We start from the raw sequence: 1,470 nt of genomic DNA, 5'->3' as shown, positions 1-1,470 counted from the left end.
CTGTAAGAAGGTCTTTCCTGATCATCGTGCCCTCGCTTGCGAGAACTTTCAAAGCGCTATTCAGCTGGTGGAACAAGGCCAGGCTGACTATGCGATGATCCCGCTTGAGAATTCGACCGCCGGGCGTGTTGAGGAGATTTATCGTTTATTACCCAATACGCATTTGAGCATTATTGCCGAGCACTTTGAGCCGGTGAATCATTGCTTGCTTGCCCTACCCGGAACTCAACTTGAGGCGATTAAGACAGTGTCTTCTCATCCTCAAGCTTTGGCGCAGTGCTTTCATCGTTTGGAAGCTTTAAAGATCACCCCTTTAGTGGCGATGGATACGGCTTTGTCTGCTAAGGACTTGGCGTCTAAGAAAGATGCGCAATCGGTTTACGGTAGCCATGGCGCGATAGCTTCTACTTTGGCGGCAGAGCTGTATGGGCTAGATGTGATCGCAGAGAGCTTTCAGGATGTGGGCGGCAACACGACGCGCTTTATTGTTTTGGCTAAGCAAGCTATTGATGCCGACTATGATCCGAAGCAGCATTATATTTCGAGCTTGTTGTTTTCGGTCAGAAATATACCGGCGGCTTTGTATAAGGCTCTCGGTGGTTTTGCCACCAACGGTGTCAATATGATCAAGCTTGAGAGCTATATGGATGGTGGAACCATGGAAGCGAGTCATTTTCATATTGATGTCGATGGACATTATCGTCAGCAAGCGCTTCAGAATGCTTTGGAAGAATTGAACTTTTTCGCGAAGGAGGTACGGATATTGGGTTCGTATCCGGCGCATAAGTATCGTCGGAAGCATGAGTTTGTGTGAGATTTTTGTAGGCGGCCCCGCCTTGTCTACTTCGGATTATTCCCATACATACAAAAAGCCTCATATGAGGCTTTTTTTGATTTCATTACGTTTAGAAGTTGCGAACTAAACGCAAACCAAAGGTTCTTGGTGGGTTGATGTCTTTGGTTACACCGACACTATCCAGGCTTAAAGGGCTACCAGGAAACTCTCGAGTGGAAGTTGAATACGCTTTATTCGTTAGGTTTTCAACGTAAACTTCTGCTTCCCACATTTCATCTGCACTCTCATAACCGAACCTCGCATTCACTAAAGCATAAGCCCCCTGATAAGAGGTTTCATGGTTCGGCGCAGTAAAGTACTGCTCATCCTGCCACGCATACTCCAAGCGGTAACTTAACGTACCACTTGGCAAGTCATGAAAGTACTGGCCAGCCAAACTAACTTTATGAGCTGGAGATGCAACCATATCATCCCCAGAAGCATCCTGTTCAGGCTGAGCAATCGAGCTATCAGCGTTTACAACTGGCGGAATGATATAATTATCATATTCTGCATTCAAAAACGCATAATTCATTTCTATCGCCAGGTTATAGGTTGGCATCCACTTATTTTCAATCTCAAGTCCAAAAATATTCGCTTCTGCAGCATTAGAAACATTCAATACACCTGGACTT

The 1,470-nt window shown here is 45.6% G+C and carries 2 protein-coding genes; one reads left to right on the top strand and one right to left on the bottom strand.

The window, feature by feature from the left end:
- A partial coding sequence (locus A3757_RS01015; protein ID WP_068739005.1) for a prephenate dehydratase domain-containing protein occupies positions 1–814 on the top strand: 814 nt, incomplete at its 5' end.
- A 91-nt stretch (positions 815–905) separates the two neighbouring features.
- On the opposite strand, the gene A3757_RS01010 is transcribed toward A3757_RS01015, so the two are convergent.
- A partial coding sequence (locus A3757_RS01010; RefSeq protein WP_156506078.1) for a TonB-dependent receptor occupies positions 906–1,470 on the bottom strand: 565 nt, incomplete at its 5' end.

Source organism: Oleiphilus sp. HI0117 (assembly GCF_001635235.1).
This window is presented reverse-complemented; position numbering and strand designations above follow the sequence as displayed.